Source organism: Pseudomonas sp. LBUM1647, assembly GCF_059716175.1.
Genome location: NZ_CP166809.1, coordinates 2,871,397 through 2,894,276 on the forward strand (window position 1 = coordinate 2,871,397; position 22,880 = coordinate 2,894,276).

A 22,880-nucleotide genomic window follows, 5' to 3' on the forward strand; every position below is an offset into this window, starting at 1 on the left:
ATGATCGAAGATCACTACAATCAAAAAATCGTCATGGATACATCTCGACATGCCTCGTTCACGGTACAAGTCATTAGTGGATGCTTTGGCGGCTGACATCCGGTCAGGCCGATTGTTGCCAGGCACGCGCTTGCCGACGCATCGCCAACTGGCGGCGACAGAAGGGCTGGCGCTGGTGACCGCCAGTCGGGTCTACGCAGAGCTCGAAGCCATGGGGCTGGTCAGCGGCGAGACGGGGCGAGGCACGTTCGTGCGGGAGACGTCGTTGCCGCCGGGCTTGGGTATCGACCAGAAAAACGTTGCCGTGGGAATGACCGACCTCAACTTCAATTATCCCTCGCTGCCAGGGCAGGCAGAACTCTTGCGAAATGCGCTGCGCCAACTCGCGTCGGGCGGTGATCTGGAGTCCCTGTTGCGCTACCAGCCACACGCCGGGCGTCTGCATGAGCGCGCCTCGGTGTCGCGCCATTTGCTCGCCCGAGGGCTGACGGTGGATGCCGAGCAAGTGTTAATGGTCAGTGGTGCCCAGCATGGGCTGGCCGTGACGATGATGGCGCTGCTGCAACCCGGTGATGTGATTGCAGCGGATGCGCTGACCTATTCAGGATTCATCGTACTGGCCGAAGCCTTGCACCTTGAAATCGTGCCCATTCCCGTGACCGAACAGGGACCTGATCTGGAGGCGCTAGACCGTCTGTGCCGGAGTCGCCGCGTGCGGGCGGTGTACACGATGCCGACGCTGCACAATCCGCTGGGATGGGTGATGAGTGCCGATCAACGCGAGTCGATGGTGACGATTGCGCGCAGGCATGACTTGCTCATCATCGAGGACGCCGCGTATGCCTTCCTTGCCGAGGATCCGCCTGCACCGTTGGCGCAACTCGCCCCCGAGCGGACCGTTTACGTTTCAGGGCTCTCCAAGAGTGTGGCCACTGGGCTGCGCGTAGGTTTCGTCGCCGCCCCGGCTGAAAAAGTGCCCGCGCTGGAGCGAACGATCAGGGCGACCACCTGGAATACCCCCGGCGTGCTGACGGCGATCGCGAGCACGTGGCTCGACGATGGCACGGTCATGCAGTTGGAAGCTGAAAAACGCCAGGATGCGCAGGCGAGGCAAACCATGGCCGCGGAAGTGCTGGCGGGCCTTCCGTGTATTCGCCACCCGTCGTCCTATTTTCTTTGGCTGCCTTTGTCTGAGGACGCAAGAGCCGACCAGGTCGCCGCGGCGCTGCTGCGTGAAAAAGTCGCGGTTTCAACCGCTGAGCCTTTTGCCACTTCTGCTCATGTACCGCATGCGATTCGCTTGGCGCTGGGGTCGGCAGAGATGGGCGCACTTCGAGAGGCGCTTGAAAAAGTTAAGTGGGTGATTGGTGCTTACACATAGCCCGAAGTCGCCCACCGCCGTCTATATTGAAAGGTCCAAGAAGGACTGGTCGATACGCTCACGGAGGGCAATCTTTTTCATCCAGCATTTTCAATCAGGAGATCATCATGACCCAGATCGAAAAAGTACTGTACACCGCCAAAGTCCACACCACCGGTGGACGGGACGGCGCCTCACGCAGTGATGATGGACGTCTCGAAGTCAAGCTTTCGTCCCCTGGCACCAAGGGCGACGGCACCAATCCGGAGCAGTTGTTCGCCACGGGTTGGTCAGCCTGCTTCATCGGTGCGATGCAGGTCGCTGCCGGCAAAATGAAGGTCACGCTCCCGCCTGACCTGGCCATTGACGCCGAAGTTGACCTGGGCACCAACACAGGCGGTTACCTCCTGCAGGCGCGCCTCAACATCAGCCTGCCAGGGATGGATCGCGAAACGGCCCGGGCGCTGGTGGATGAAGGGCACAAGCTGTGTCCGTATTCCAAAGCCACGCGGGGCAACATCAACGTCGAAATCAACCTGGTCTGAGCCGGACCTGTTACGCACATCGGCAAGTCATCGCAAGGGTGAAGCTTGGCGTTTCGCCCTTGCGATATGGCTCACGTGCCCAATGTCTTCTCTGACTGGCTGGTAAAGCGTCTTCGGTGACCGATAAGCGCAAACTCATCACTCATCGTGACCCTCAACTGAGGTAATGAAGATGAAGCCCCTATTCGCGGTTGCTATCGCCACCCTCGCGCTTTGCGTCTCGGCCCTCGCCAACGCCGCTCCTGCTGCCGATCCTCAGGCCATTCAACCCTTCCACGTCAATGTTGCGGACAAGGAACTCACCGATCTGCGCAACCGTATCGCGGCGACTCGCTGGCCGGACAAAGAGACGGTTTCCGATCGATCACAGGGCGTACAGCTGGAACAACTGCAGGCGCTGGTTCGCTACTGGGGCACGGACTACGACTGGCGCAAGGCCGAGGCGCAGCTCAGTACTCTGGCGCAGTACGTGACCACCCTCGACGGGGTCGATATCCACTTTATCTGGGTGCGTTCCCCCCACCCGAACGCTTTGCCGATGATCATGACCCACGGGTGGCCTGGCTCCGTGTTCGAGTTCATCAAAGTCGTCGGTCCGCTCACCGATCCGCCCGCGCACGGGGGCAATGCGGCAGATGCCTTCGATGTGGTGATTCCGTCCATTCCTGGCTACGGTTTCTCTGGCAAGCCGACTGGTATCGGTTGGGATCCGGACCACATCGCGCGGGTCTGGGTGCAGCTGATGCAGCGCCTCGAGTACACCCACTACGTCGCCCAGGGTGGCGACTGGGGCGCGCCCATTACCAGCGCGATGGCGCGCCAGGCACCGGCTGGGTTGCGCGGCATTCACCTTAACCTGCCAGCCACGATACCGGCGGAGGCGAGCGCGGCGCTCGCTGTCGGCGGACCGGCGCCAGCGGGATTTTCCGAAGAGGAGCGCGCGACCTATGACGCCGTCGCCACGCTCGTCAAACAGGGGAACCTGGCGTACAGCACGATGATGGCCGCGCGACCGCAGATGATCGGTTACGGCGCGACGGATTCACCGGCCTTCCTCGCTGCGCTCATGCTCGTGCATCCAGGCTTTGCCCGGTGGACATACGGCGCCGACCCCCAACAGTCGCCGACGAAGGATGAAGTGCTGGACGACATCACGCTCTACTGGCTGACGAATAGCGCCGCCTCGGCAGCAAGGCTCTACTGGGAGAACATGGGGCGAAGTCCTCTGTCTTCGGCCGCACAGAAGACCACCGAGATTTCGCTGCCGGTGGCCGTCACCGTGTTTCCAGAGGATGTCTACTGCCCGCCAGAGTCGTGGGCCCGGCGCGCCTATAGCAACCTGATCTACTTCCACCAGGCCGATAAGGGCGGCCACTTCGCGGCTTGGGAACAACCACAACTTTTTACCGAGGAACTTCGCACGGCGTTCCGATCGCTGCGCTAAGTTCAAACAACCTTGGGGCCGATCCATTTTGTGACGGTGGGGGCTTGCCACTGCTCCAGCGCATCAATCAGCGCCGACGGATCGGTGTGGAAGATCAGCATTTCGCTGTGTTCGGTTTTCATGAAACCTTCGTTCACGGCATGGTTGAGCAGGCTGCGAACCGGATTGAAAAAATCGCCGATGTTCAGGCAGGCGACGCCTTTGTGGTGTTCGCCCAGTTGCGTCAGGGTCGCCACTTCAAACAGCTCTTCAAATGTCCCCAGGCCGCCAGGCAGTGCAATGAACGCATCGGCGCATTCACTCATGCGAGTCTTTCGGCTGCGCATGTCTGGGGTCACTTCATGCCGGGTCAGTCCGCCATGAAGATGCCCGAGGTCGAACAGCAGGTGGGTAATGATGCCGATGACTTCACCACCTTCGGCGAGCACCGCATCGGCCATGACGCCCATCAGGCCCTTATCGGTGCCGCCATAGACCAGGCGTATTCCGCGTTTTGCGATTTCCCGACCGAGGGCTTGGGCACCGTCGACATACTCGGGGTTGAAGCCGAAGTTGGAGCCAGAGAACACAGCCAGGCTACGAAGTGGAGGAGGCGTGGGCATCGGATTATTCCCGGTGGAAGGTCAGCCCCCATGATGCTTACACCTGGAGCCGCGAAGAAGATCCAAGAATGGGCTGATGGACTGGGCCATGACCCTCGATGCTTTTACATCAACTCCAGAATGCGTTTCCCAAGCTGTTCGGCGGCGTCCTGCGAGTCGATGTTGGCGAACCCGAGCAGCAGCGCAGAGTCGGTCTGGCCACGGATACTCCAATCGGTCAGTGCTTCTGCATAAATGCCTGCGTGTTGCAGCCGCTCGACCAGCGACTTATCGGATTGCTGGTCCGTCAGACGAAGGATCAGGTGCATCCCGCCCGGTTGGGCATCAATGCGAATGTGATCGCCCAAGGCTTTCTTGAGCCCCCTCGCGGTTGCCTCCCGGCGTTCGCCGTAGAGTTTTCGCATGCGCTGGATGTGGCGAGCAAAATGACCCTCGGTCAAGAACGTCGCGACGATGGCTTGGGTGAGTTCCGGGCAACCGCCGAGGAAGGTCTGGCTGACGTGTTCGAATCGTTCGACTTGCGCTGACGGCACTACCAGGTACGCAAGCCGGATGCCGGGAAACAGCACCTTGCTGAAGGTCCCGGAGTAGAGCACCCGACCCTCGCGATCCAGGCTCTTGAGCGCGGGCAGCGGGCGGCTGATGTAACGGTACTCGCCGTCGTAATCGTCTTCGACAATCCAGGCTTGCTGTTGGCTCGCCCACTCAAGGAGCGCCAGACGTCGCGGCAGCGACAACGACACGCACAACGGGCTCTGATGGGCCGGTGTGACGACCGCCGCACGCGCGCCGGGCGAGCTGTTCACACCTTGTGCGACCAGCATGCCGTCCTGATCGACCGGGACGGGGGCAACGTCCATCTGAAGGTGTTCCAGCAACTGGCGGGTGGGCAGGTATCCGGGGTCTTCAACCAGCACGCGATCTCCCGGTTTCAGCAGCGCATAAGCGATCAACGCCAGGGTATTTCGATAGCCCGAAGTGATGAACACTTGAGCGGGCGAGCAGGTAATTCCTCGTGCAACCTGCAGGTAGGTGGCAATCGCGGTGCGCAACGACTCCAGCCCATATACAGACGGATTGGCCATGTCCGGGATCCGCGTGGCACGCACGCAGCGTGCGCCGATTTGCGACCAGATTTTCCTGGGAAAGGCGTCCAGTGCCGGCAGGGCCATTTGAAAGGGCAGGACCGCTGCCTTTTGCCTGATGGAAGCGCTTCCTGCTGAACCGAAGGGCCGCTCGGTGGCGGCAGAGGACGCTCGGACGTTGATACCCGGCGCCACGACCGTGCCGGCCTGACCACGCGACTGGATGTACCCCTCGGCGGTCAGGAGTGAATACGCGGTATCGATGGTGCCTCTGGCCAGTCCAAGTTCTTTTGCCAGTGCCCGGGCCGCAGGAATCCGCTCTCCCGGTGTGAGCACGCCGTCAGTGATCGCGCCGCGGAATCGCCAGTAGATTTGCCGGTAAATCGGTTCCGTGGAGGTTGGATCGAGGGGTGAAAAGTTATTGATCTGATTGGCCATTAGCCTCGCCCGTGCATGCCTTCGCGCTCAGTCTGCACCAAAAGCGCTGCCGGCATTCGTTAGAAAAAACTCGTGCAGCGCCTGGTCTGTCTTGCTCCGGGCCTGCGCTACCGCCTCCGGGCCAAAGGCGGTTCCTTCAACGGTGAAAAACGTCAGGTCATGCAGCCCGATCATGCCCAGCACGGCTTTCAGATACGGCGTCAGAAAGTCTGGCTGACGTGGGTGCTCCCCGGAAAATCTTCCACCCGATGACACGGCGACAAAGACGGGGCGGTCGCGCAGCAGGCTGGTTTTGCCTTCTGCGCCGACATTGAAGGTGCGACGAACGCGAGCGATATGATCGATCCAGACCTTCAGTGCAGCCGGTACGGTGAAGTTATGCATGGGCGTTCCAATCACCACGACATCGGCACTTTCCAGTTCTTCAATCAGCGCTTCCGAGCGGGCGATAGAACCTTCTTGGGAAACGTCTGCGGACGACTGTTGGGAAGTCGCGTAAGGCTCATCCACCTGCGATAGCGCGTCACCCGCCACCACTCGGTTTATGACAGTCGCCGTTGGATCGTTATTCAGTAAACACCCAATAATGTTTTTAGAAAGTCTGGAGCTCTCGGAAGCGTGCCCGCGAGGACTGCAAGTCACGTGGAGGATTTTCATGATTCACCCGTTTCTGAAATGGCGTGGTTGAGGGGAATCATTCTAGGAAGCCTACGACCCAGGCCAAAGGTCCATGAATGGTGTTTGTCACTGGGCCATCATGGCCCAGAACACAAGACCGATCATGGACCTTATCAAATAGGCCAAGCCGCAGCACGATGGAGTCCTTCAACCCACCACTACAAGGATTCATCATGAGCAATCGTCTCGACTACGCCAAAGCTTCACCCGAAGGTTACAAGGCTTTTGGTGGGGTCTACGTCTACGTTCAAAACAGCGGTCTCTCACACGAGCTGATCGATCTTGTCTACCTTCGGGTGTCGCAAATCAATGGCTGTGCTTACTGCATCGATATGCATTCTCGCGACTTGGTGAAACTCGGCGTGACCGTCGAAAAGCTCGTATTAGTGCCCGTGTGGCGCGATGCCGGTGAGGTGTTCAGTACCCGTGAGCGCATCGCACTCAATTGGGCGGAAACGGTCACTCGCGTCGCTGAAACGGGGGTTCCCGATGCGGACTATCAAGCCGCTGCTGCCGAGTTCAGCGATAAAGAACTGGCGGATCTCACTTATGCGATCGGATTGATGAACGCCTTCAATCGACTCGGCGTTACATTCCGCTCGATCCCTGCGGCGGCCGGCAACGCTTGAAGTACCCCATCAATCGCTAGAACGCTCTCTCCCAGTCTCGCCAGGCCGTAACGCTTGGCGAGTCAACCAACGGAACGATCACTATGGCCTGGGCACTGCTTGGCATCGCTGGCATCCTCGAAATCGCATTCGCCTTCTACATGAAGGGCTCTGACGGTTTCACGCGATTAACCCCTGGACTCTTGGCGGCCGCCACTGGCTTGTCGAGTGTCTTTCTGCTTTCACTTTCGCTGCGAACACTGCCCGTGGGGACGGCCTACGCGGTCTGGACCGGTATCGGCGCGGCGGGCACCGCTATTCTGGGCATGGTGCTGCTGGGCGACGCCACGACGGCGCTGCGGATAGTGTGCATCGTGCTTATTTTGGCCGGTGTCATTGGCCTGCGGTTGGTCTCGGGAAACTGAGGGCAGGCGTTTCACTTACAAACCATCGCCCAACACCTTGAGGTACTCGGGGCTCTCGGATATCGAGTTGTGCCCCGTACCCGGAATGACCTTCAGCGACGCCACTCCCTTGGCGAAATGCGTATAGAGCCGCTCTGTGCTGGAGCGCGGTATCACTTCGTCGTGCTCAGCCGCGATCAACAGCGTCGGCACCGTGATGTGGGCGGCGTACTTCCAGGATTCAAAGGTGTCCTTGAGCAACCACTTCACCGGGAAAATGGGGAACTGCCGGGCGGCGAGTTCTTCAACACTGTTGTAGGGCGTGATCAGCACCAGACCCGCCGCCGGGCGTTGGCTGGCGAGGCGCACGGCGACGCCCGAGCCCAGGCTGCGACCGACCACCGTAATGTGTGGATGGGTGGCGTAGACCAGGTCAAACAAGGTCATGGCGTCGCGCGAGATCATCTCCTCGGAGGGCGACCCGGAACTGCCGCCGTAGCCTCTGTAGTGCAGCAAGTAGACGGCGTGATCGGCAAAGGCTTCGGAAAACGAAGGCAGGCTCCGGGAGACGTCCTCGGCATTTCCACCGAAATAGATCAACGCGTTCGGCCCCTCGTGCGGCCTGACAGACACCAGCACCTGCGCGTCGTCGACTGACAGCGTGTGCAGCGTTGCCGAGGTGCCAGCGCGGGGTTGCGGGAAGTAGATGAGGGCACGCTGAAACACGAACAGCGCAGCGCAGAGCGCCAGATACACAACGGCGACGATGACGACGATTGACACCAGGATTCGTGGCATTCGGCTAACTTTAGTGGGCGGCATTGACGGCTCTGGCCTGAAGACGGCTATCGCTTGATTGCTGTCAGAGTGTAGTAGACCGATAGCGCGACGCACCGGGAGGTGCACCCATGCCCATCGCTGTGAAATGGCTCAACGTTCTGCCGTCGGAAAGAGCGGCGCTGAGGCTGGGTTTCGCCTTCCATTTCTGCGTGCTGGCCAGCTATTACCTGGTTCGACCGCTGCGCGATGCCTTGGGCCTTGAAGGCGGCGCCGACAAATTGCAGTGGCTGTTCACGGCTACCTTCGTGGTGATGCTGTTGATGGTGCCGCTGTTTGGTGCGCTGGTGTCGCGGTTGCCGGCCACCCGTTTCGTGCCGTTGATCTATCGCGTGATCGCCGTGTCGATGCTGGTGTTTGGTGTGTTGATCGCCAATCACGTTGCACCGGTGGCGGTAGGCCGGGTGTTTTTCGTCTGGATCAGCATCTACAACCTGTTCATCGTCTCCATCTTCTGGAGCGTGCTGGTGGACCGTTTTTCCAGCGAACAAGGGCGGCGGCTGTTCGGTTTCGTCGCGGCCGGCGGAACGCTGGGCACGTTCATCGGGCCTTTGTTGGCCGCGACCATGGCCACCCGGTTTGGCCCGGTGGCGTTGACCATCGCCGCGGCGGTGCTGCTGGAAGTTGCGGTGCGCTGCTATCGGGCGCTGCTGTCCCGTACCGAATCGCAATCCGGCCGTCGGTCGCTGGATGACCGGCGCATGGGCGGCAGCATGCTCGCCGGCATCACCCTGATTCTGCGCTCGCCGTATCTGTTGGGACTGGTGCTGTTCATGCTGTTGCACACCAGCGCGGCGACCTTGTTGTATTTCGAACAGGGACGAATTGTCGCTGGTAGCTATGCTGATGTGACCAGCCGGACGCAATTCTTCGCCGTCGTCGATTTGATTGTGTCAGCGCTGACCTTGGTCTTTCAGTTGGTGTTGACGGCGCCGTTGATCCGTTTGATTGGCATCGGCGGGGCGCTGGCGGCCTTGCCGTTGGCGACGATCGTGGCGTTCGCCGCCATGGCCCTGGCGCCCGTGCCGGCAACCGTCGCGCTGGCGCAGGGGCTGCGCCGTGCGGTCGAGTTCGCCATCGTGCGTCCGGCGCGGGAAGTGCTGTGGACCGTGGTCAGCCGGGAAGAAAAGTACAAGGCCAAGAATGTGATCGAAACCCTGGTGTATCGCGGTGGAGATGCCGCCAGCGGCTGGCTGTCCGCCGGGCTGACGGCGCTGGGAGCGGGTTTCGGTCTGGTGGCGCTGGTGATCGTGCCGTTTGCCGGGCTGTGGGGCGGGTTGTGCCTGTGGCTGGCCAGGCAGCAGGCGCAACGGGCTGACCGCAAAAATGTGGAAGGACAATTCCATGAGCCACACTGATGGGTACACGCGTCGAAAAATACTCACACTGGCGGCCGGTGCTTCGGCGGTTTTCACCTTCGATCCGGCTTTTGCAGCATCCACGCCGTCGAGCGAAACAGGAGGCAAGAACATGCTGACCCGGGCCATTCCATCCAGCGCCGAACTCTTACCGATCGTTGGGCTGGGCACGTATCGCGGCTTTGATGTCGAGCCTTCAAGTGCCGCCTACAAGCAGCTGCCAGCCGTCCTCAGTGCGTTGTTCGAGAAGGGCGGGAAGGTGATCGACAGTTCGCCGATGTACGGTCGCGCCGAACAGACGGCCGGTGAATTACTGTCGATTCATGAGCCGCGCTCGCCGGCCTTTCTGGCCACCAAGGTATGGACCCGTGGCCGCGAAGAAGGCATCGCGCAGATGGAACAGTCCTTCAAACTGTTGCAGACCGACCGGATCGACCTGATGCAGATTCACAACCTGCTGGACTGGAAAACCCATTTGCCCACGCTGCGCAAATGGAAGGAAGAAGGGCGCATTCGTTACATCGGCATCACCCATTACACAGCGTCGGCGTATGACGAGGTGGAAGCGGTACTCAAGGCCGAGCCGTTGGACTTTTTGCAGATCAACTATGCCCTGGACGATCGCGGCGTCGAGAAACGCATCCTGCCGCTCTGTCGCGAGCGAGGCGTGGCGGTGATCTGCAATCGGCCATTCGGTGGCGGTGATTTGCTCGCCCGCTTGAAGGGCAAGCCGCTACCGGGATGGGCCGCGCAAGTGGGGATCAACAGTTGGCCGCAACTGGCGCTCAAGTTCCTGCTGACGCATTCGGCGGTGACCTGCGTCATCCCCGGCACCGGCAACCCGCGTTACATGGCGGAAAATGCTGGTGCCGGTTTCGGTCCGATGCTGACGGGGGCGCAGCGCGAGCAGTTGATCGACGTGGTGGGATAGGCGAGCTTTCGAGGCCTGTCAGGTGTTGTCCGGCGCCTGGCGAAATCGCTCCGGGATGGCCTCTTCAAATGGATAAAACGAAAACCAGGGCCTGGCTTCGTCGATGACCCGTTGGACGGACGGTCTGCTCATCAGCCTGTCGAAATAGGCTTTCAAGTGACCGTAGTCGTCGGGGAACGGCTCGAGGGTGCTGGCATAGAAAAGTGCCGGGGCCGCGGCGCAATCGGCCAGGCTGAAATCTGCACTGGCCAACCAGATTCTGGAGGCCAACTGGCGGTCGAGCATGCCGTACGTCGTCCGTAGTGTGGAACGTTCTCTGGTCAAATCGCCGTGAGCGTCGCGCAGGCGATCAAACACAATCTGTTGCAGTGGCGCCTGGAGATAGTGGTCGCAGATACGGTCCCACAGACGCACCTCCAGCGCGGTGTCCCAATCGTTGGGAACGAGTGGATGTGCACCCGGATAAAATCGGTCCAGGTATTCGATGATGATCGTGGTCTCCGCCACGTTGCGCTGGCGAGCGTGGTCGCGGATGACCGGGAATTTGCCGAGCGGCCACAGCGCTTGCAGCTCTGCCCGGTCTGCATCGTTGGCGAGATCGATGATCCGCTTTTCGAATTCGGTAGCGTTTTCGTAGAGCGCAATAAGCACTTTGTGGCAGAACGACGACAGCGGATGGTAGTAAAGCGTCAGCGACATTTCTCAGCTCCTCGAAAGGCAGGTGACCCCCATCATCATAGTCGCCGTCCGGGACGGTTAAGCGCGCGGTGCTAGACTTTCAGGGTGGGATGGATGATCGAACAACCTGATCCGGCGGCGCGAGAACGAGAACGCTGGAGGTATGACATGACGACTCAATCGCTGGCTAAAGAACACATCAACGTGGTGGTCCGCAATTATGTAGAAGGCATGGTGTTCGCCGATGAAGCCTTGCTGCGACAGGCCTTTCATCCTTCTTGCCGCATCATTGGGCATTACGAAGAAAAGCTTGAATGGGCATCTCTGGAGGAATTTATCAGCGCGATCAAGGCCGAGGGGCCGGCAGCCAAAGAGGTCAAACCGTTTTGGGAAGTGCTCAGCATCGATGTCACGGGTGATGCCGCCGCGGTAAAAGTCACTGATGATTATCTCGGCATGCGATTTACCGATTATCTGTCGCTACTGAACATCAATTACCGCTGGATGATTGTGAACAAGCTGTATTACCTGAACGAATAGCGCGTGAGCCCGGGAGCCAAAAAGCTCTCGGGCATCGTTATGCTATCAGCGCCGATCCAGCCACACCGTCTGGGCATTGCAGAATTCGCGCACGCCGAAATGCGACAGCTCACGGCCAAAGCCGCTTTTCTTCACGCCGCCGAAGGTGACACGTGGGTCGGAGGCGCAATAACCATTGATGAACACACCACCGGTTTCCAGTTCACCAGCCATCTGCTCGGCAAGCTCGACGTTGCGTGTGTAAATGGTTGAGGCGAGGCCGAACTCACTGTCATTCGCTAGTGCCAGAGCATGGGCGGCATCTCGTGCGGTGATGATCGAGGCCACCGGGCCAAACAGTTCCTGTTTGAACGAGGTCATCTGGTCGGTGACATCACCGAAGACCGTGGGCTCGTAAAAGTTGCCGGGGCCTTCAGCCTTCTTGCCGCCCATCAACAACGTCGCGCCTTCTTCCAGGGTGTCGCGCACCTGTTGATCCAGTTCATCACGCAGATCAAAGCGGGCCATGGGGCCGATGTAGGTGTCGGAGGCCAGTGGATCGCCGACCACCAGTTTTTGCGTGGCTTCGACGAACTTGCGCGTGAATTCCTCGACGATGCCTTGCTCGACGATCAAGCGTTTGGCCGCCGCGCAAACTTGCCCGGTGTTCTGATAACGGCCAATCACGGCGGCTTTGACCGCTTCGTCGAGGTCGGCATCGTTAAGGACGATGAATGGATCGGAGCCGCCCAGTTCCAGTACACACTTCTTCAACGCCGCGCCGGCCTGCGCGCCAATGGCCATACCGGCTCGCACGCTGCCGGTGAGGGTCACTGCCGCGATGCGGGGATCGGCGATCGCGGTGGAGACGCCGTCCGGCGTGACATTGATCACCTCGAAGACACCTTCGGGGAAATCGGCTTGCTTGAAGGCTTCGCGCAACAGATAAGCGCTGCCCATCACGTTGGGCGCATGTTTGAGCACGTAGGTGTTGCCGGCGATCAACGCTGGGACGGCGCCGCGCAGGACCTGCCAGATCGGGAAGTTCCACGGCATCACCGCGAGAATCGAGCCGAGCGGGCGGTATTCAATGCGCGCTTTTCCACCTTCAACCAGCGTCGGTTCAGCGCTCAACATCGCCGGGCCGTGCTCGGCGTACCACTCGCAGAGTTGCGCGCACTTTTCGATTTCGCCGCGCGCCTGAGTGATCGGCTTGCCCATTTCCAGGGTGATCATGTTCGCCATCGCGGCGGCGTTGTCGCGCAATGCCTGCGCCAGGGCGATCAACAATTGCGAGCGTTGATCAACCGGTTTGCTGCGCCAGGCGCGGAACCCGGCAGCGGCGCGGGACAGGGCGGCGTCCAGTGCCGATGCGGATTCGAAAGGGTAGTGGCCGATCTGCTCGCCGTTGGCGGGGTTGATCGAAATGGCATGGGTGAGGCTGGAAACTTGGGTCATGGCACCGTCCTGCGAGGTGGGGATGCGCTCAGGTTACGGTGGCGTTTGTTTTCTGGAAACTGAATAATACTGAGCATATCGTTCACGTTTGGAGAATGACTTGGATCTGGTTCAGCTGGAAATTTTCAAAGCCGTCGCCGAGCACGGCAGCATCAGCGCGGCGGCTCAGCACATCCATCGGGTACCTTCCAACCTGACGACGCGGATCAAGCAGCTGGAGCTGGATCTGGGCGTGGACCTGTTTATCCGCGAGAAGAGCCGCCTGCGCCTGTCGCCGGCCGGCTGGAGTTTCCTCGACTATGCCCGGCGCATTCTCGATCTGGTTCAGGAAGCTCGCGCCACCGTGGCGGGCGAAGAACCGCAGGGATCGTTTCCCTTGGGATCACTGGAGAGCACTGCTGCGGTGCGTATCCCCGAGCTGTTGGCCGCGTATAACCAGAAGCACGCCAAGGTCGAGCTGGACCTGTCCACCGGACCTTCGGGGACGATGATCGACGGGGTGTTGTCGGGACGATTGGCGGCAGCGTTTGTTGATGGACCGGTGCTGCACCCGGCAATGGAAGGCGTGCCGGCGTTTGAGGAAGAGATGGTGGTGATCGCACCGCTCAACCATTCCCCTATCCATCGCGCGCGGGATGTTAATGGCGAAAACATCTATGCCTTCCGTTCCAATTGTTCCTACCGCCACCACTTCGAAAGCTGGTTCGCCAAGGACGCGGCGGTGCCCGGCAAGATTTTCGAAATGGAGTCCTATCACGGCATGCTGGCGTGCGTCAGCGCCGGTGCAGGCCTGGCGCTGATGCCCCGCAGCATGCTCAACAGCATGCCCGGATGCACCACCGTGAGCGTCTGGCCGTTATCGGAATCGTTCCGCTATTTGCGCACCTGGCTGGTGTGGCGCCGGGGCACGGTGTCGCAAAGTCTGACCATGTTTGTGCGCTTGCTGGAGGAGCGCGGGGTGGTGCGGGATGAGGTGGTGCGCTAGTTCGCGCACGAAAATGTCCAGTTCGACTGGCCGGCTCATTCCCCGGCTTTTGTCGACTTGATCAGATTGCCGCGCAACTTCACGATCGCCTTCTGCAGGATCGTGAACTCGTCGAGCGTCAGGCCCGTCGCGTCGGCGAGGCCCATTTCCGGTTGGCCTTCGCGCAGCTGTCGACCGTTCTTCGTCAGGCTGATCCGTACCTGGCGCTCGTCCTCGGGATCGCGCTGCCTTTGCAAAAAGCCCATCGCTTCCAGTTTCTTCAGGATCGGGGTCAGGGTGTTCGATTCGAGAAACAGCTTCTCGCCCAGACTGCCGACGGTCTGATTGTCTTCCTCCCACAGCGCGACGATGGTGATGTATTGCGTATAGGTCAGCCCAAGCTGCTCGAGTATCGGTTTGTAAGCCTTACCGAAGGCCAGATTGGTGGAATAGACCGCAAAACACAGGAAGTCGGAGAGCTTCAGGTTGTCGGGGGCGGCGTTGTCGGTTGATTTCATGTGCATCCTCGTTGGCCAAAGACGGATGGCTCGCAAAAAAGTGAAATATACCTCGTATGCGATTGTGTCGGAACGACTCTAACTGACGGTGGCGACCGGTTCGACGGCGAAAGTCGAACCGGTCGTACGGTGCATCACGCTGTCAGGGCGTTGATGACCACGTCGATATTGCCGCGCGTCGCCTTCGAGTACGGGCAGATTTGGTCTGCAGCGTGCGCCAGCTCCGTCGCGACGTCTTGCGTCAAGCCTGGCACGCGAAGAGTCAGCCGGGCCTGGAGGAAGTAGGCCGGACCGGTCTGGCCCAGATCGACCTCAATATCAATGGCCAGATTGGGCGGCAGCGTCACCTTCATATTTTTCGCCGCCAGCTCGACGGCAGCGGTGTAGCAGGCCGACCATGCGCCGGCGAAAAACTGCTCTGCTGTTGGGTGCGGCACAATGGCTGCGAACTCGTGTGCCAGTCTAGGGTTTCCAGGCGACGAGAGCTGGATGGAGAGGCCGCGGGAAGAGTTGTCACCGTCGCTGAATGTCGTGTGGGTTTTGCCTGTGGCCAGGACTTTTTCGATCTTGTTCATGGTTGAGTCCTCAACGTTTTGCTGGGTTTGTGATTCGTATGCGCTTAAAGCGCATACGATATATATGGCGTATCGACCATGCCGATCGATAGCAACGCCGCGCGGTGCGTCAAGCCGTGAGGACGTTCAGGGCCACGTCAATGTTACCCCGCGTCGCTTTGGAGTACGGGCAGATTTGATCGGCGGTGTGCGCCAGTGTCGTCGCGATGTCGTGGGACAAACCCGGTACGCGTAGGGTCAATCGAGCCTGAAGGAAATAGGCCGGACCGGTTTGACCCAGATCGACTTCGATGTCGACGGACAGATCAGACGGCAGCACCACGTTCATCTCACCGGCTACCAGCCCGACGGCGGCGGTGTAGCAGGCTGACCAGGCGCCGGCGAACAATTGCTCGGCAGTCGGGTGCGGCTGGGTGGCGGCGAACACGTGGGCGGGCTTGGCGATGCCGGGCGTCGACAGGGTGATGTCGAGGCTGCCGTCATGGCCGCGCGAGGTAGTGCCAGCGTTGCTGACGGTGGTGTGGGTTTTGCCGGTGGCCAGTACTTTTTCGATCTTGCTCATGATGATTTCCTAAGTTTCTATTGTTTTCGTATGCGCTTATATCGCATACGATATATTTAATGGATTAAAACGATCTTCACGCCGTCAGGACGTTCACCGCCACGTCGATGTTGCCCAGCGTCGCTTTCGAGTACGGGCAGAGTTCGTGTGCGGCGTGCGCCAGTGCGGTTGCGACGTCGTGTGCCACGCCCGGCAAGCGGACAAAGAAGCGAGCCTGAAGGAAGTAAGCCTGACCGGTCTGGCCCAGATCGACCTCGATGTCGACAGACACATCGGCCGGCAACACCACTTTTTTCGCCTTGGCTATGTGTTCGATGGCGGAGATGTAGCAGGCCGACCATGCACCGGCGAACAGTTGTTCGGCGGTCGGGTGCGCTTGGGTTGCTGCGAAAACGTGAGCCGGTTTCGCGCTACCTGGCGACGACAGCTCGATGTCGAGGTTGCCGTGGGCACGGGTCGCGTCGCTGAACGTGGTGTGGGTCTTGCCGGTAACCAGTACTTTTTCGATCTTGCTCATGGAATGAATCCTCAACGTTTCAATAGGGGGGGATTAAGTGTCGTATACGTTTGTATCGTATGCGATGTAAATAATAGTCGCGCAGAGCTCAATCGGTGTCAAGGGGTGGCGTGAGGTCCAGCCGACGAATGGTCGGGTTGCCGGGATATGCCGAATTCGTCGCCGACCGGGCCTAAAGCGATCAAGCCGTGGCGTCTGGAATGGGCCAGTCTGGGCGGTCTGTCCAAGGAGTTGATGATGAAACGACTGTCTCTGGCCGAAGCTCGCGAGCTGGCCGAATCGATCTTGCTGCACAACGGTTTCAACCTTGCCCACACTCAGGCGGTGGCCGACACGGTGATTGCCGGCGAGCGCGATGGCTGCGCCTCCCACGGTTTGTATCGGGTATTGGGGTGCGTGAATTCGCTCAGGGCCGGCAAGGTGGTGGCCGATGCCGAGCCACGGGTGATCGATCAGGCACCTTCGGTCGTACGGGTTGATGCGGCGGGTGGTTTCTCCCAGTTGGCGTTCCAGGCGGGTCTGCCATTGCTGGAGGAGAAAACCCGGGCAAACGGGATTGCAGTTTTAGCGATCAATCGCTGTGTGCATTTTTCCGCCCTGTGGGTCGAGATCGAGCAATTGACCGCTGCCGGCCTAGTGGCGCTGGCGTGTAATCCCAGCCATGCCTGGGTCGCGCCGGCGGGGGGCAGTCAGCCGGTGTTCGGGACTAATCCCATCGCATTCGGCTGGCCGCGTTCGGGCAAGGATCCGTTTGTGTTCGACTTTGCCACCAGTGCGATTGCCCGTGGCGAGATCGAGTTGCATCGACGCGCCGGCAAAGCGATTCCCGAAGGCTGGGGTGTGGACGCTGAAGGGCAGCCAAGCACCGATGCGAACGTGGTACTCGATGCCGGCGCGATGCTGACGTTCGGTGGGCACAAGGGCTCGGCGCTGGCCGCCATGGTGGAGTTGATCGCCGGGCCGTTGATTGGTGACCTGACCAGTGCCGAATCGCTGGCGTACGACGCGGGCAGCAAGTCGTCGCCGTACCATGGCGAACTGATCATTGCCCTCGATCCGCGACGCTTTCTCGGCGAGGCCACCGAGCAGCATCTGGCCCGTGCCGAAGTGATGTTCCAGAGCATACAAGGGCAGGGCGCCCGCTTGCCGTCGCAACGGCGTTACGAGGCGCGAGCACGCAGTTTGGTGGAGGGCGTGCAGATTCCCGAAGCCTTGTACAACGACTTGAAGGCACTGCTGGGCTGAGTGAAAGCCGGACCTGTGGGAGCGAGCTTGCTCCGGGCGGCGTTCCGACGATGAGGCCATCAGATTCAACATCTTCGTTGACTGACATGCCGCCATCGCGAGCAAGCTCGCTCCCACAGTAGGTTGCTGAGTGTTTTTTACAGCGGTTGGCGATGGCTGTTGCCGTCGACCAGACGGGCGATGCCCAGCGGATTGGCGTTTTTCAGCGCCTCGGGCAAGAGCGCATCCGGGCAGTTCTGGTAGCACACCGGACGCAGGAAACGCTCGATGGCCAGGCTGCCGACCGAGGTGCCACGGGCATCGGAGGTGGCCGGGTAGGGCCCGCCATGCACCATCGCATCACAGACTTCGACACCGGTCGGGTAGCCGTTGAACAGTACCCGCCCGACTTTTTGTTCGAGCAGCGGCAGCAGTTCGCTATGGGTTTGCAGGTCTCCGGCTTCGGCAATCAGGGTTGCCGTAAGTTGACCGTGCAAACTCTGCAACGCCCGTTGCAGTTCTGCCTTGTCGGCCACTTCCACCAACACGGTAGTCGGGCCGAACACTTCTTCCTGCAGCAGCGGGTCGCCGTTGAGCAGCAGGCTGACGTCGGCCTTGAACAGCTGCGGCTGGGCCTGCTTGCCCTGTTGTTCGCGGCCAGCCAGGTGGGTGATGTGCGGATGCGCGCGCAGCGCCTGCACGCCCTTGGCGTAGCTGGTTAACGTGCCGGTGTTGAGCATGGTTTGCCCCGGCTGGTCGGCCATGACCGCGCTGAGCGATTCAACAAATGCGCTGAACTCGGGGGAGCGAATGCCAATCACCAATCCGGGGTTGGTGCAGAATTGGCCACAGCCGAGCACCACGGACGCGGCAAGTTCGCTGGCGATTTTCTCGCCCCTCAGTTGCAGGGCTTCGGGCAGTACCAGCACCGGATTGATGCTGCTCATTTCAGCGAACACCGGAATCGGCTGAGGCCGTGCGGCGGCCATGTCGCAGAGGGCGCGACCGCCCTTGAGCGAGCCGGTAAAACCCACTGCCTGGATCGCCGGATGCTTGACCAGTGCTTCGCCGACACCCGCGCCGTAGATCATGTTGAACACACCGTTGGGCATGCCGGTTTGCTCGGCGGCGCGGATGATTGCATCGGCCACGAGTTCGGCAGTCGCCATATGCCCGCTGTGGGCTTTGAACACCACCGGGCAACCGGCGGCCAGGGCGGCAGCGGTGTCGCCGCCGGCGGTGGAGAACGCCAGCGGGAAATTGCTCGCACCGAACACCGCGACCGGGCCGACGCCGATCCGGTACTGGCGCAGATCCACACGTGGCAGCGGCTGACGGTCGGGCAAGGCCCGGTCGATGCGCGCGCCATAGAAATCGCCACGGCGCAGGACCTGAGCGAACAGCCGCATCTGGCCGCTGGTGCGACCGCGCTCACCCTGAATGCGCCCGGTCGGCAGCGCCGTCTCGCGGGTGACCAGGGCAACGAACTCGTCGTCCAGCGCCTCCAGTTGCACGGCGATGGCCTCGAGAAACTCAGCACGTCGGTTCGCCGGCAAGTTGCGGAAAACCGGGTAGGCGGCAGCCGCTGCCTGGGCGGCGGCGTCAACTTCCTCAATGGTGGCTTGCATGAACGCGTAGGGCAGCGCTTCACCGGTGCTGGCGTCATGGCTTTGCACGGTGATGTTGCCGCCGGCACTGCGCGCACCGCCGATGTAGTTGTGGCCGATGATGTGGGGCATGAATAACTCCTGTCGGAAAAGGGGCTCAGGCAAGTCTTTTTCTGTTTGCCAGATCGCCAAGATCGCAGCCTGCGGCAGCTCCTACACAAGCTGTGTACACCCAATAACTCGTGGATATACGCGATCCCTGTAGGAGCTGCCGAAGGCTGCGATCTTGTGGCGGCTTCAAGCCAACGAATCGCCCCGGCGAGGGATGGCGGTTTCGGTGTTATCCAGAGCGGCGATGCGCGCGGCGGATTCGCTATCCACCACGTGCAGCGACTTACCACGGGTTTCTCGAGTCAAACCGACGGCGACAATAGAGATCAGCGCGGCGCCGACCAGGTACCAGGCGATCGGTGTCGAGCTGTGGTACTTGTTGAGCAAGGTGAGGGCAATCAGCGGCGCCAACGAGCCGGCGAAGATCGGTGCCACCTGATAGCACAGGGACAACGCGGTGTAGCGCACGTGGGTCGGGAACATTTCGGCCATCAGCGCCGAGTAGGGCGCGTAGGTCATCGACTCGATCGCCAGGCCCAGGGTAATTGCCCCGATGATCAGCCAGTTGTTGCCGGTGTCCATCATCGGGAAGCCGATGAATCCCCAGAACGCGGTGAGGATTGCGCCAGTCAGGTACACCGGTTTGCGCCCGACCAGGTCGGACAGATAGCCCATCAGCGGGATCATGAAGAAATGCAGCAGGTGCGCGCCGAACATCAGAAACAGAATCTCTGAAGTGTCCTTGTGCACGACCAGTTTCAGGTAGGTAATCGAGAAGGTCACGACGGTGTAGTAGAGGATGTTCTCGGCAAACCGTGCGCCGATACCGACCAGCACCGCACGCCAGTGATGACGCAGCACTTCGACCACACCTAGCTGTTGTTGCTTGTTTTGCGCCTGACGGGCCTGGGCTTCCTTGAAGATCGGCGCGTCATCGACGCTGGTGCGAATCCAGTAGCCGATCAGCACCACCACCGCCGAGAACCAGAACGCCACACGCCAGCCCCAGGCGAGGAATTGCTCCTCCGACAGGTTCGACGACAACAGCAGCAACGCGACGGTCGCCACCAGGTTACCGGCCGGCACGCCGGCTTGCGGCCAGCTGGCCCAGAAGCCTCGGCGATTGTCCGGGCAGTGTTCGGACACCAGCAGAATCGCACCGCCCCATTCACCACCGAAGGCGAAACCCTGGATCAGCCGCAGCAGCACCAGTAGCACGGGCGCGGCGTAGCCGATCTGGTCGAAACCGGGCAGGCAACCCATCAGGAACGTGGTGATGCCGACCACCACCAGGCTCAATTGCAGCAGGCGTTTGCGGCCGAACTTGTCACCGTAGTGACCGAACACTAGGCCACCCAACGGACGGGCAAGAAAGCCGACCGCGTACAGGGCGAAGGCGGCGAGGATGCCATCGATCGGGCTGTCGGTCTGGCGGAAGAACAGCTGGCCGAAGACCAGTGCCGAAGCAGTGCCGTAGAGGAAGAATTCATACCATTCGGCGACGGTGCCGGCCATGGCGGCGGCCACGACACGTTTGAGTCCCGAGGGTGTGGTTGCGCGGGCGGTGCTGTGAGGATTGGGCATGCTGACGTTTCCTGTAGAGGCGCAAAGACAGGCAGCCGGGCCGGGTCCTCAAGGACCCGCCCGGCAATCACTCAGAGACCGACGTCCGGCAGTTCCGGACGATTGGCGAGGGCCTTGGCCATGATCTGCTCGACGAAAACCCGATCGGCTTCCGGCAGGGCCAGGCGTGGCGGACGGGTCAGGGCGCTGCCGCGACCGGCGATGGCTTCGCATAGCTTGATGCACTGCACCAGGTCGGCACGGGCGTCGAGGTGCAGGATCGGCATCAGCCATTCGTAGATCGGCATGGCTTCGGCGAAGCGACCGGCCTTGGCCAGGCGGAAGATGGTTTCGCCTTCTTTCGGGAACACGTTGGACATGCCCGAGACCCAGCCTTCGGCACCCACCGCGATGCTTTCCAGCACCACGTCATCAAGGCCGGCGAACAGCACAAAACGATCGCCGACTTCATTGCGCACGTCGATGAAACGACGGGTGTCGCCGGAGGAGTCCTTGAAGCACACCACGTTGTCGCAGTCGGCCAGGGAAATCAGGATGTCCGGGGTCACGTCGTTTTTGTAGATCGGCGGGTTGTTGTAAACCATCAGCGGTACGTCGGCATTCTTCGCCACGTAGCGGTAGTGCTCGGCGGTCTCGAACGGCTTGGAGCCGTAGACCAGCGCCGGCATCAGCATGACCCCGTCGACACCGACCCGGCGCACGGCATTGGCGACCTTGGCCGCTTGCACGCTGGTGAATTCGGCCACACCACAAATGACCGGCACGCGACCACGGGAAGCGTCGACCGCGACTTCGGTCACGGCGATTTTTTCTTCGGCGGACAGCGAGGTGTTTTCCCCCACCGAACCGCACACCACCAGGCCTGACACGCCGTCACGGATCACGTTGGAAATCACCTGGTGGGTTTTTTCCAGGTTGATGGAGAAGTCGTCGTTGAATTGAGTGGTCACCGCGGGGAAGACGCCACTCCAGTTAATGCGCTTGCTCATTGTTGCCTCCGGTTCGTTAATTGTATTTCGTATACGATATTGTAAGTGAAAAGACTCGGCCAGTGCTTTTTTCAGTTACGAGGGGTTTTTTGCTAGCCGTTGGTCAGAGTTTTGGGTGAGGGCTTGTAAGGCTGTGCTCAGCCCCCAGGCCAGGTGTCAGACAGTCGATAGCCTTGTGGCCACGGATCACTCGGATCGAGCAGCAATTGGTGGGTGCCGGTAATCCAGGCCCGGCCGGAAATGCACGGGTAGATCGCCGGGCGTCCAGCCACCTCTGTCAGCGAATCGATGCGGCAATGGAACTCGGAACCGATGATCGAACGGCCGATAAAACGCTCGCCGACCTGCATCAAACCCTTGGCCTGCAGCACCGCCATGCGTGCCGAGCAGCCGGTGCCGGTGGGCGAACGGTCGATCTTGCCGGGCTGAATCACCACCGCATTGGCGCCGGTGGCGATGCAATTTTCATAGGCGAGGGGAGCCGCAATCTGGCAGAAGGAAATGTGCGACCACTCGGGGTTCAGCGGATGGACAAAGCCCAGTTGCTCATTGGCCGCACGGGTAATTTTCAGCCCGACCTCGACCAGCGCGGCCGCTTCATCAGGACGAATGGAAAAGCCCAGTCGCTTGGCATCGGCGATCACAAAACTGTCGCCGCCGTACGCGGTGTCGACCTGCAACGAGCCGACGCCTTCGACTTCGATCCAGGCGTCGAGGCGGTCAGCGAAGGAGGGCACGTTCTTGATTTCCACCCGTTCGACCTTGCCGTCACGGCAGTCGGCCACCGCTTCGATCAGCCCGCCTGGGGCTTCGAGCACCAGTCGGGTTTGCGGTTCGGTCATCGGCAGGATGCCGCTGTCGAGCAACACGGTGGCCACGCACAGCGAGTTGGAGCCGGACATCGGCGGGGTGTCGGCCGGCTCCATGATGATCCAGGCCATCTGCGCCCGAGGATCCTTGGCCGGCACCAGCAGGTTGACGTGGCGGAACACGCCGCCGCGCGGTTCGTTGAGGACGAAGTTGCGCAGGGTTTGGTCCTTGGCAATCCAGCGCGACTGTTCCCACACGGTGGCCCCGGGCGGTGGCGCGACGCCGCCGACGATCACGTCGCCGACTTCGCCTTCGGCGTGGCAGCTGACCACGTGAATCACTTTCGATGAACGCATTGTCTGCTCCTTGTTTTGTCTGTTAGGGCCTCATCGCGAGCAGGCTCGCTCCCACAGGGTTTGGGGCTGTACATAAATTCCGGGCCGGACCCAAGCCAATGTGGGAGCGAGCCTGCTC

24 protein-coding genes are annotated in these 22,880 nt (G+C 60.8%); 10 read left to right on the top strand and 14 right to left on the bottom strand.

Features of this window, described 5'->3' with window-relative positions; genetic code table 11:
* Positions 1–49 precede the first annotated feature (49 nt).
* The 3 genes from ACA059_RS13065 (at position 50) to ACA059_RS13075 (ending at position 3,349) form a co-directional block, all read left to right on the top strand.
* Positions 50–1,381, top strand: coding sequence for an aminotransferase-like domain-containing protein (locus ACA059_RS13065; RefSeq protein WP_497634151.1), 1,332 nt, complete (start codon positions 50–52; stop codon positions 1,379–1,381).
* Between the two features lie 107 nt (positions 1,382–1,488).
* The gene (locus ACA059_RS13070; protein WP_282480460.1) at positions 1,489–1,905 is read left to right on the top strand and encodes an organic hydroperoxide resistance protein; all 417 of its coding nucleotides are present in this window, start codon (positions 1,489–1,491) and stop codon (positions 1,903–1,905) included.
* Positions 1,906–2,077: 172 nt separating this feature from the next.
* Positions 2,078–3,349 carry an epoxide hydrolase family protein gene (locus ACA059_RS13075; protein WP_497634152.1) on the top strand — a complete coding sequence of 424 codons (1,272 nt, stop codon included), beginning with the start codon at positions 2,078–2,080 and terminating at the stop codon, positions 3,347–3,349.
* A gap of 2 nt (positions 3,350–3,351) precedes the next feature.
* On the opposite strand, the gene ACA059_RS13080 is transcribed toward ACA059_RS13075, so the two are convergent.
* The 3 genes from ACA059_RS13080 to ACA059_RS13090 form a co-directional block, all read right to left on the bottom strand.
* Entirely contained in the window at positions 3,352–3,951 is a 600-nt protein-coding gene (locus ACA059_RS13080) for an LOG family protein (protein ID WP_497634153.1), read from the bottom strand.
* Between the two features lie 104 nt (positions 3,952–4,055).
* A complete protein-coding gene (gene pdxR / locus ACA059_RS13085) occupies positions 4,056–5,474 on the bottom strand; it encodes a MocR-like pyridoxine biosynthesis transcription factor PdxR (protein ID WP_497634154.1) in 1,419 nt (472 codons plus the stop codon).
* A 27-nt stretch (positions 5,475–5,501) separates the two neighbouring features.
* Positions 5,502–6,131, bottom strand: coding sequence for an FMN-dependent NADH-azoreductase (locus ACA059_RS13090; protein ID WP_497634155.1), 630 nt, complete (start codon positions 6,129–6,131; stop codon positions 5,502–5,504).
* A gap of 194 nt (positions 6,132–6,325) precedes the next feature.
* Here ACA059_RS13090 and ACA059_RS13095 point away from each other — a divergent pair, with 194 nt between their 5' ends.
* Both ACA059_RS13095 and ACA059_RS13100 read left to right on the top strand, forming a co-directional pair.
* The gene (locus tag ACA059_RS13095; RefSeq protein ID WP_497634156.1) at positions 6,326–6,781 is read left to right on the top strand and encodes a carboxymuconolactone decarboxylase family protein; all 456 of its coding nucleotides are present in this window, start codon (positions 6,326–6,328) and stop codon (positions 6,779–6,781) included.
* Between the two features lie 83 nt (positions 6,782–6,864).
* Positions 6,865–7,185: a DMT family transporter gene (locus ACA059_RS13100; protein WP_134097527.1), complete on the top strand. Its 321-nt coding sequence runs from the start codon at positions 6,865–6,867 to the stop codon at positions 7,183–7,185.
* Positions 7,186–7,200: 15 nt separating this feature from the next.
* On the opposite strand, the gene ACA059_RS13105 is transcribed toward ACA059_RS13100, so the two are convergent.
* Positions 7,201–7,986, bottom strand: a complete 786-nt coding sequence (locus ACA059_RS13105) for an alpha/beta hydrolase (RefSeq protein ID WP_497634157.1) — start codon at positions 7,984–7,986, stop codon at positions 7,201–7,203.
* A gap of 86 nt (positions 7,987–8,072) precedes the next feature.
* Between ACA059_RS13105 and ACA059_RS13110 the strand changes: the two genes are divergently transcribed.
* Both ACA059_RS13110 and ACA059_RS13115 read left to right on the top strand, forming a co-directional pair.
* The gene (locus ACA059_RS13110) at positions 8,073–9,359 is read left to right on the top strand and encodes an NTP/NDP exchange transporter (RefSeq protein WP_497634158.1); all 1,287 of its coding nucleotides are present in this window, start codon (positions 8,073–8,075) and stop codon (positions 9,357–9,359) included.
* Entirely contained in the window at positions 9,346–10,290 is a 945-nt protein-coding gene (locus ACA059_RS13115; protein WP_497634159.1) for an aldo/keto reductase, read from the top strand. The genes ACA059_RS13110 and ACA059_RS13115 overlap by 14 nt, the downstream gene beginning before the upstream one ends.
* A gap of 18 nt (positions 10,291–10,308) precedes the next feature.
* Here ACA059_RS13115 and ACA059_RS13120 read toward each other — a convergent pair whose 3' ends face one another.
* Positions 10,309–10,989: a glutathione S-transferase family protein gene (locus tag ACA059_RS13120; RefSeq protein ID WP_497634160.1), complete on the bottom strand. Its 681-nt coding sequence runs from the start codon at positions 10,987–10,989 to the stop codon at positions 10,309–10,311.
* Between the two features lie 147 nt (positions 10,990–11,136).
* On the opposite strand from ACA059_RS13120, the gene ACA059_RS13125 reads away from it, so the two are divergent.
* Complete coding sequence (locus ACA059_RS13125) at positions 11,137–11,508, top strand: nuclear transport factor 2 family protein (RefSeq protein ID WP_497634673.1); 372 nt, start codon at positions 11,137–11,139, stop codon at positions 11,506–11,508.
* A 45-nt stretch (positions 11,509–11,553) separates the two neighbouring features.
* On the opposite strand, the gene ACA059_RS13130 is transcribed toward ACA059_RS13125, so the two are convergent.
* The gene (locus tag ACA059_RS13130) at positions 11,554–12,945 is read right to left on the bottom strand and encodes an aldehyde dehydrogenase family protein (protein ID WP_497634161.1); all 1,392 of its coding nucleotides are present in this window, start codon (positions 12,943–12,945) and stop codon (positions 11,554–11,556) included.
* Between the two features lie 100 nt (positions 12,946–13,045).
* Here ACA059_RS13130 and ptrR point away from each other — a divergent pair, with 100 nt between their 5' ends.
* Positions 13,046–13,930, top strand: a complete 885-nt coding sequence (ptrR, locus tag ACA059_RS13135; RefSeq protein ID WP_497634163.1) for a putrescine utilization regulator PtrR — start codon at positions 13,046–13,048, stop codon at positions 13,928–13,930.
* A 35-nt stretch (positions 13,931–13,965) separates the two neighbouring features.
* On the opposite strand, the gene ACA059_RS13140 is transcribed toward ptrR, so the two are convergent.
* The 4 genes from ACA059_RS13140 to ACA059_RS13155 form a co-directional block, all read right to left on the bottom strand.
* Positions 13,966–14,427, bottom strand: a complete 462-nt coding sequence (locus ACA059_RS13140; protein ID WP_497634164.1) for a MarR family winged helix-turn-helix transcriptional regulator — start codon at positions 14,425–14,427, stop codon at positions 13,966–13,968.
* A 134-nt stretch (positions 14,428–14,561) separates the two neighbouring features.
* A complete protein-coding gene (locus ACA059_RS13145) occupies positions 14,562–15,002 on the bottom strand; it encodes an Ohr family peroxiredoxin (protein WP_056745304.1) in 441 nt (146 codons plus the stop codon).
* A gap of 109 nt (positions 15,003–15,111) precedes the next feature.
* On the bottom strand, positions 15,112–15,564 hold the full coding sequence (locus tag ACA059_RS13150) for an Ohr family peroxiredoxin (protein ID WP_497634165.1): 453 nt from the start codon (positions 15,562–15,564) through the stop codon (positions 15,112–15,114).
* Positions 15,565–15,640: 76 nt separating this feature from the next.
* A complete protein-coding gene (locus ACA059_RS13155) occupies positions 15,641–16,081 on the bottom strand; it encodes an Ohr family peroxiredoxin (protein ID WP_497634166.1) in 441 nt (146 codons plus the stop codon).
* Positions 16,082–16,318: 237 nt separating this feature from the next.
* Between ACA059_RS13155 and ACA059_RS13160 the strand changes: the two genes are divergently transcribed.
* The gene (locus ACA059_RS13160; protein ID WP_497634674.1) at positions 16,319–17,326 is read left to right on the top strand and encodes an Ldh family oxidoreductase; all 1,008 of its coding nucleotides are present in this window, start codon (positions 16,319–16,321) and stop codon (positions 17,324–17,326) included.
* Positions 17,327–17,463: 137 nt separating this feature from the next.
* Here ACA059_RS13160 and ACA059_RS13165 read toward each other — a convergent pair whose 3' ends face one another.
* The 4 genes from ACA059_RS13165 to ACA059_RS13180 all read right to left on the bottom strand — a co-directional run bounded on the left by ACA059_RS13165 (position 17,464) and on the right by ACA059_RS13180 (position 22,762).
* Complete coding sequence (locus ACA059_RS13165) at positions 17,464–19,044, bottom strand: aldehyde dehydrogenase (NADP(+)) (protein ID WP_497634167.1); 1,581 nt, start codon at positions 19,042–19,044, stop codon at positions 17,464–17,466.
* A 165-nt stretch (positions 19,045–19,209) separates the two neighbouring features.
* Positions 19,210–20,607: a fosfomycin efflux MFS transporter AbaF gene (abaF, locus tag ACA059_RS13170; RefSeq protein WP_497634169.1), complete on the bottom strand. Its 1,398-nt coding sequence runs from the start codon at positions 20,605–20,607 to the stop codon at positions 19,210–19,212.
* 71 nt (positions 20,608–20,678) lie between these two features.
* Positions 20,679–21,596, bottom strand: a complete 918-nt coding sequence (locus ACA059_RS13175; RefSeq protein ID WP_237881750.1) for a dihydrodipicolinate synthase family protein — start codon at positions 21,594–21,596, stop codon at positions 20,679–20,681.
* Positions 21,597–21,733: 137 nt separating this feature from the next.
* Positions 21,734–22,762, bottom strand: coding sequence for a trans-3-hydroxy-L-proline dehydratase (locus ACA059_RS13180; protein ID WP_497634171.1), 1,029 nt, complete (start codon positions 22,760–22,762; stop codon positions 21,734–21,736).
* Positions 22,763–22,880: the final 118 nt, after the last annotated feature.